Annotated in this window: 1 protein-coding gene; it reads right to left on the bottom strand. The window is 40.5% G+C overall.

What is annotated here, in order from left to right; translation table 11 throughout:
- Nucleotides 1-194: 194 nt before the first annotated feature.
- Nucleotides 195-383 (bottom strand): hypothetical protein (locus AC3II9_RS21575; protein ID WP_489158734.1); only part of this gene is annotated, 189 nt, incomplete at its 5' end.

The raw sequence follows: 383 nt of genomic DNA, 5'->3' as shown, positions 1-383 counted from the left end.
CATAGCTGTAAACTTAAGCTTTTTCAACCGTTCCACAGTAGACGGCATCACCTGTTTTCACTGCTTTAGTTGAGGTAAAAGGGGCTCTTTCGGTGCCGTTGTTTATTTTGTTTGATACATGGGTAACTTATAAAAAGAGCAGTCCTATTTTAAGACATGCTAAATAAACCTTCTTCCACTTAAGGAACAGGGTTTTATTTACTACTTTGGTAGTCCTTGAGTTTTTCAAGAGGTAATGTGCTACCTTTTCGGGGTGACTTGGTCGCATTTCGGCTTAATTCCTGGCAATAGACATGTAATAATGCTTGCCAGGTGTGTCGATCCTGTTGAAATGCTTGATAGAACTGAGCGAGTTGTTCTGCGATAATGCGTATGGCGTTCAA

It is taken from the genome of Lysinibacillus sp. RU7 (assembly GCF_057837305.1).
The sequence above is the reverse complement of the archived record's forward strand: the minus strand, read 5'-3'. Positions and strand labels throughout refer to the sequence as shown.